Origin of the sequence: Nitratidesulfovibrio oxamicus, from assembly GCF_015731765.1 — a bacterium.
Taxonomy (GTDB): domain Bacteria; phylum Desulfobacterota; class Desulfovibrionia; order Desulfovibrionales; family Desulfovibrionaceae; genus Cupidesulfovibrio; species Cupidesulfovibrio oxamicus.
The window spans coordinates 1-5,583 of the sequence record NZ_VRYY01000146.1 but is presented as its reverse complement, the minus strand read 5'-3'; the positions used below and the strand labels follow the sequence as shown (position 1 = coordinate 5,583).

Annotated in this window: 6 protein-coding genes and 1 tRNA gene; 3 read left to right on the top strand and 4 right to left on the bottom strand. The window is 67.8% G+C overall.

Translation table 11 applies throughout. The features are described 5' to 3' along the window. Nucleotides 1–182, top strand: a 182-nt coding sequence (locus FVW20_RS19670) for a hypothetical protein (protein WP_231038924.1), incomplete at its 5' end; no start/stop codon positions are given. A 110-nt stretch (nt 183–292) separates the two neighbouring features. Continuing rightward, nucleotides 293–1,054 (top strand): lytic transglycosylase domain-containing protein, encoded by a 762-nt coding sequence (locus FVW20_RS06490; protein ID WP_231038923.1) that lies wholly within the window; start codon nt 293–295, stop codon nt 1,052–1,054. Between the two features lie 98 nt (nt 1,055–1,152). Here FVW20_RS06490 and FVW20_RS06485 read toward each other — a convergent pair. The 4 genes from FVW20_RS06485 to FVW20_RS06470 all read right to left on the bottom strand — a co-directional run bounded on the left by FVW20_RS06485 (nt 1,153) and on the right by FVW20_RS06470 (nt 3,706). Then, nucleotides 1,153–1,228 (bottom strand) — tRNA-Phe (locus tag FVW20_RS06485). 210 nt (nt 1,229–1,438) lie between these two features. Next, on the bottom strand, nt 1,439–2,014 hold the full coding sequence (locus FVW20_RS06480; RefSeq protein WP_196608787.1) for a hypothetical protein: 576 nt from the start codon (nt 2,012–2,014) through the stop codon (nt 1,439–1,441). Between the two features lie 6 nt (nt 2,015–2,020). Continuing rightward, nucleotides 2,021–2,941, bottom strand: a complete 921-nt coding sequence (locus FVW20_RS06475) for an SDR family oxidoreductase (RefSeq protein WP_196608786.1) — start codon at nt 2,939–2,941, stop codon at nt 2,021–2,023. A gap of 156 nt (nt 2,942–3,097) precedes the next feature. Continuing rightward, the gene (locus FVW20_RS06470; protein WP_196608785.1) at nt 3,098–3,706 is read right to left on the bottom strand and encodes an HPP family protein; all 609 of its coding nucleotides are present in this window, start codon (nt 3,704–3,706) and stop codon (nt 3,098–3,100) included. Nucleotides 3,707–4,166: 460 nt separating this feature from the next. Here FVW20_RS06470 and FVW20_RS06465 point away from each other — a divergent pair, with 460 nt between their 5' ends. Next, a complete protein-coding gene (locus FVW20_RS06465; protein WP_007526208.1) occupies nt 4,167–5,432 on the top strand; it encodes a phenylacetate--CoA ligase family protein in 1,266 nt (421 codons plus the stop codon). Nucleotides 5,433–5,583 lie beyond the last annotated feature (151 nt).

Genomic DNA, 5,583 nt, shown 5'->3' with positions numbered 1-5,583 from the left:
GCTGCGTGCCCGGCCCGGTCAGGCGGGGCCGGTTGGTGAGGGGGCGGCGCCCGCCCTCCCGCCTGCCGTACCGCCTGCCGTACCGCCTGCCGTACCGCCTGCCGTACCGCCTGCCGTACCGCCTGCCGTACCGCCTGAAAGAACGGCCGCATCGCCTGCTGCATTGCCCGCCAGCTCCGTGACCAATGCCGTCACAGGGGCTGGTGCCGGGTCCGGTCTCGGGCCTGACGTGGGGCCGGACGTCGCGTCAGCCTCCGTACCGCCACATCAGGTGCCCGCCGTGGTGCCCTCCATGGAACCGCCCATAACGTCCGGCATGACGCCCGCTATCCAGTCCGGCATGCCGGGTGCGGCGCAGGCCGCGTACCCTGTCGATGCACGGGCAATGTCCGCTGCGGTGCCGCCAGCGGCGGGGGCGGTCCCGCACGGCCCGAACGGGGCAGTTTCCCGTGCTGTCGGGTCCGTTTCCGGGGTGGATGCGGGCGATGGCCCGGTGGACCTCGTAACCGCGCAACCCGTGCCGCGCCCCGTCGCCTTTCTGCCCCCTGCCGGGCACCCCCCCTCGGAAAACCTGCTGGACCGCATGGACGTCTACGCCCTGTCGCCGGATGCGGCCAAGCTGGCCCTGCCCCGCATGGTTCCACTGGTGATGGTGGAGCGGGTGCGCGCGGGCAGGCTGCCCATGCCCGCCTGGGACGGAATCATCGCGCGGGCCAGCCGCCTGAGCGGGCTGGAGGAGCGGCTCATCGCCGCCGTGGTCCGGGCGGAATCGGGGTTCAACGTGGGGGCCGTGTCCCCCAAGGGCGCGCGCGGGCCCATGCAGATCATGCCCGCCACCGGGCAGGAACTGGGGCTGGAGGATCCCTTCGATCCGCAGGCCAACGTGGAGGCGGGCAGCCGCTACCTGCGCCAGCAACTGGACCGCTTCGGCTCGCTGGAACTGGCCCTTGCCGCATACAACGCGGGCCCCGGCAACGTGGAACGCTTCGGCGGGGTGCCGCCGTTTGCCGAAACCAGGGCGTTCGTGAACAGGGTGTTGTCCGGGCTGGATTGATGGGCGGGCGTGGGGCATCCGGAAAAGGCAGGGGGCGTCGCGCGGTGGAAGCGCCAAAAGAAAAAGGCTTCAGCTGTTAAACTGAAGCCTTGAATTCGTGGTGCCGAGGGAGAGAATTGAACTCCCGACACGGGGATTTTCAGTCCCCTGCTCTACCAACTGAGCTACCTCGGCGTCGCGGAGAACCTGAATAGGCAAAATGACCGGGCTTGGCAAGCACTTTTTGTCGCAAGGATGATTTTTTTGCCGGTCAGGGAGCAGGGGACTGAAAATCCCCGGTTCTGCATCCCGGTGCTGGCCCGGTTACGGGCGGCAGGGCAGGCGTACGCATCTCGTGTCGTCCCTCACTCGTCTGCCGTCTCTTCCGCCCATCGCCTTGCCGTCCTACAGCAGCATGCGCTTGGCCTGGCGCATGGCGTTGCGGCAATCGCACACGAAGCGGAAGGCCGCCCGGTGCCTTGGGGTGGCGTCGCGCGGCAGCACGCCCGCTTCGGCCCAGGCGAACAGTTCGTCCATGGGCGCGGCCACGCTGAACCAGAAGCCCTGTTCCATGGGCACCGGGCTGTGCGCGTAGTGGCCGAACAGGATGCGGTCGTCCACGATGATGCACGGCGCGCAGGGCAGGGCGTGGGTTTCGTACACCTCCACCAGCCCTTCGTGCCGGGCGGCCAGCCGCACGATGAAATCGCGCGAGGCGGCGAATTCGTGCTCCATCTGCACCGCCGTCAGGTCCGGGCGCAGGGCGTGCAGGAATTCGTCCACCCAGTTCCGGCGCGACGCAAGCGGCACGGTGATCATCTGCAAGCGGCGGAAGGTGGGCTGGGTCAGCGCGGTACGCAGTGCATCGGCCAGCGCGGGCATGCGCCCGAATTCGGCGTACAGGGCCATATGCAGCACGATGCGTTGGCGGGCTTCCGCCAGTACCTGCGGCAGGCTTGCGGTATGCAGGCCGACGTACATGGGGGGTTACTCCTCGTAGATCATCCGGCGGGTCATGCCGCCGTCCACCAGCCAGTTCTGCCCGGTGACGAACCCGGCGTCATCCCCGGCCAGAAAGGCCACCAGCGCGGCCACGTCGCGCACGTCGCCCACGCGCCCCACGGGGTGCTGCGCGCGGTCGGCTTCCGTATGCACCGGTGTTTCGCGGCGGGCCGCCTTGCGCAGATGGCGCACCTCTATCCAGCCCGGCGAGATGCAGTTCACCCGCACCTCCGGGCCAAGGCTGACGGCCAGCGCGTGCGTCAGGGCCACCAGCCCGCCCTTGGACGCGGCGTAGGCCTCGGTATGCGGTTCCGACTGTACGGCGCGGGTGGAGGCGATGTTCACCACCGCCCCGTGCGCGGCCCGCAGGTGGGGCACGGCGGCGCGCACCATGCGCATGGGGCCGGTCAGGTTCACGTCCAGCATGCGCTGCCATCGGTCCATGTCCATGGCTGCCACGTCGGCGGGGCCGGTGTGGGGATTGGCGATGCCCGCGTTGTTCACCAGCAGGTGCAGCCCGCCGAAACGGGCCACCGCGGCGGCCACGCAGCGGTCCGCGTCGGCCTGGTCGGCCACGCTGCCGTGCAGGGCCAGCAGGGGAAAGGTTGGGGAATGGGGCTCAGCAGAGGCATCCGGATGCGCGGGTAACGAGGCGTCGTTGTCGGCAACCGGTTCGGGGACCAGTTCGGCGGACAATGCCCCGGTCAGTTCGGCCAGCGCCTCGGCGTCGGCATCCATGGCGGCCACGCGCATGCCGCAGTCCAGCAGGTGTTCCACGATGCCCCGGCCAATGCCCTGCGCGCCGCCGGTGACCAGAGCCACGCGGCCCGCTGGCGGATGGGCTGCGAAGAGGGGACGGGCGGGGCCAGGGGAATCGGCGTTGGGGGACGAGGCGTGGTGTTCCATGGGGGTCCTGCGGCGGGAACTGGCGCGGCCGTGGGATGGGTTCTTCTGTCTTGCCGCGACGCGCCACCGGCGCTCGGCCAGTCTAGCCCGCCTGCACCGTCGTGGCAACCGGGCGGCCCGCTGCCATCAGTCGCCACCAGCCCCCGGCACCACCAGTTACCACCAATGCCTGGGGTAGCGCCGCCCGCGCGGGATGTTGTTCACCAGCAGGGCCACCACCAGCAGGGCGGCGGCCCCGGCGGCCACGGGCATCACGGCGTACTTGTAGCCCAGCGCCTGGATCTGCGGGCTGCCGGTGACGGCGATGAGGGCGGTGGCCCCGCCCGGCGGGTGCAGGGTGTCGGTAAGGTGCATCAGGGCGATGGCGGCGGCCACGGCCACGGCAGGGGCCAGCCACGCGGTGGAGAGGGTCAGCACCTCTGCGCCCGACATTCCGGCCAGGCCCGGCACGCCCAGGTTGCGCGCCACGAACACCCCCACCAGCGCGGACAGCACATGCCCGCCCAGCAGGTTGCGCGGCTGTGAAAAGGGCGCGCCCGGCGCGCCGTAGGCCAGCACCGCCGAGGCCCCGAACGAGCCGATGAGCACGAAGCCGTCGCCCGGAGAAGCCACCCGGTCGCACAGCCACGCCACCACGCCGATGCCGCACAGCGCGCTGATGAACGACCACAGGGTTTCGGAAACATCAGGCTTGGGCAGCAGGCCCAGCAGGCCGGGGCGGCAGTTGTCGCGGCCGCAGCCGCACATCTTGCGAAAATAGTCCATGGTGTGGTCGCAGGCAGAAGGGTGTGGGGATGGGCGGCGCCGCAGGACGAAACGCCGCACCCGGAAGCGTGCAGGCTACCCCGAGTCCGCTGCGCCCGCCGTGATCAGGGTCACATTCCAGAATGGGAGGGTGGGTGGCGTTGTATCATGCTGCAATTGCAACGGTGTTGTCATTCCGTTTGACCGCGCTCCGGTCAATCCCCGACAATCTTCCGGAAACCCGTCGGTAACCTGTCGCAATGGTGCGTCTTTCATCGCACCGTGGCGAGAGTCGAATTTTCCACAGTAATGATCAACATGTGGAAAACCTTGCATAATGCTGGGATGAAAGGAAATAAAAAAATATTCTTGCCAACCCCATACGCGCGGGCTATGGGCGAATCCTGCAAATGCATCGGGCGTCGCGTTCCTGTTCCGGGGCCGCGCGCACCGCACGCCACGATACCAAGGAGCCCACCGCATGACCCGCAAGGACCGTACCGAAGGCATCTACAGCCGCCGCGAAGTGCTCGACGAGAGCGAACGCAGGCAATACTACCTCATCCAGCTGAAAGACCTGCTTTCCTACGCCTACCGTTATTCCGAGGACGTGAAGAAGCGCTTCGACCGCGCCCAGTTCAACGTGGAGAAGTTCAAGACTCTCACGGACCTCAAGCACATTCCCATTCTCAAGAAGAAGGAACTCATCTTCCTCCAGTCCATGGGGCCGCGCCTTGGCGGGCTTTTGACCAAGGACCTTGGCGAGCTGAAGCGCGTGTTCCTGTCGCCCGGCCCCATCTTCGACCCCGAAGACCGCGCCGACGACTACTGGGGCTACACCGAGGCCTTCTATTCCGTGGGCTTTCGCCCCGGTGACGTGGCCCAGATCACCTTCAACTACCACCTCGCCCCGGCGGGCCTGATGTTCGAGGAACCCCTGCGCAACCTTGGCTGCGCCGTGGTGCCCGCCGGTCCCGGCAACGCGGCCACGCAACTCGAGATCATGTCCAAGCTGCGCGTGTCGGGCTACGTGGGCACGCCCAGCTACCTCTTGCACCTTGCCCAGAAGGCCGAGGAAAAGGGCATGAACCTGCGCAAGGACCTGTTCCTTGAAGTGGGCTTCGTGACCGGCGAAAAATTCTCCGAAAAGCTGCGCGCGCAGCTCGAGAAGAAGTTCGACCTGATCATGCGCCAGGGCTACGGCACGGCGGACGTGGGCTGCATCGGCTACGAGTGCTTCCACAAGACCGGCCTGCACATCGCCAACCGCTGCTACGTCGAAATCTGCCATCCGGACACCGGCATTCCGCTGAAGGACGGCGAAGTGGGCGAAATCGTGGTCACGGCCTTCAACAAGACCTACCCGCTGATCCGCCTGGCCACCGGCGACCTGTCGTACATCGACCGTTCGCCCTGCCCCTGCGGCCGCACCAGCCCGCGCCTTGGCTCCATCGTGGGCCGCGTGGACACCACCGCGCGCATCAAGGGCATGTTCGTGTACCCGCACCAGGTGGAACAGGTCATGTCGCGCTTCGAGGAAATCAAGCGCTGGCAGATCGAGGTCACCAACCCCGGCGGCATCGACGAGATGACACTGTTCATCGAGGCCAGCAACTTCAAGCGCGAGGACGAACTGCTCCACCAGTTCCGCGAGAAGATCAAGCTGCGCCCGGAACTGAAGATCCTTGCACCCGGCACCCTGCCCCCGCAGATCCGTCCCATCGAGGACAAGCGGGTATGGGACTAGCCGGAACCCGGCATATCAGCGGACGCGGGGCGGGAATCTTCCTGCCCTGCGTGCCGCTGCTTCTGCTCGTGCTGCTTGCGGGCGGCTGCGCCGTGGCGCGGCCGTCCGACAGCGGCGGCACGGTGCGTGCGCCCATTGCCGCACCGGCGAG

Excerpts from the sequence above, each read along its gene's own strand:
- FVW20_RS06465 (WP_007526208.1), top strand. The coding sequence starts at position 4,167 with ATGACCCGCAAGGACCGTACCGAAGGCATCTACAGCCGCCGCGAAGTG.
- FVW20_RS06480 (WP_196608787.1), bottom strand. The coding sequence starts at position 2,014 with ATGTACGTCGGCCTGCATACCGCAAGCCTGCCGCAGGTACTGGCGGAA.
- FVW20_RS06490 (WP_231038923.1), top strand. The coding sequence starts at position 293 with ATGGAACCGCCCATAACGTCCGGCATGACGCCCGCTATCCAGTCCGGC.
- FVW20_RS06470 (WP_196608785.1), bottom strand. The coding sequence starts at position 3,706 with ATGGACTATTTTCGCAAGATGTGCGGCTGCGGCCGCGACAACTGCCGC.
- FVW20_RS06475 (WP_196608786.1), bottom strand. The coding sequence starts at position 2,941 with ATGGAACACCACGCCTCGTCCCCCAACGCCGATTCCCCTGGCCCCGCC.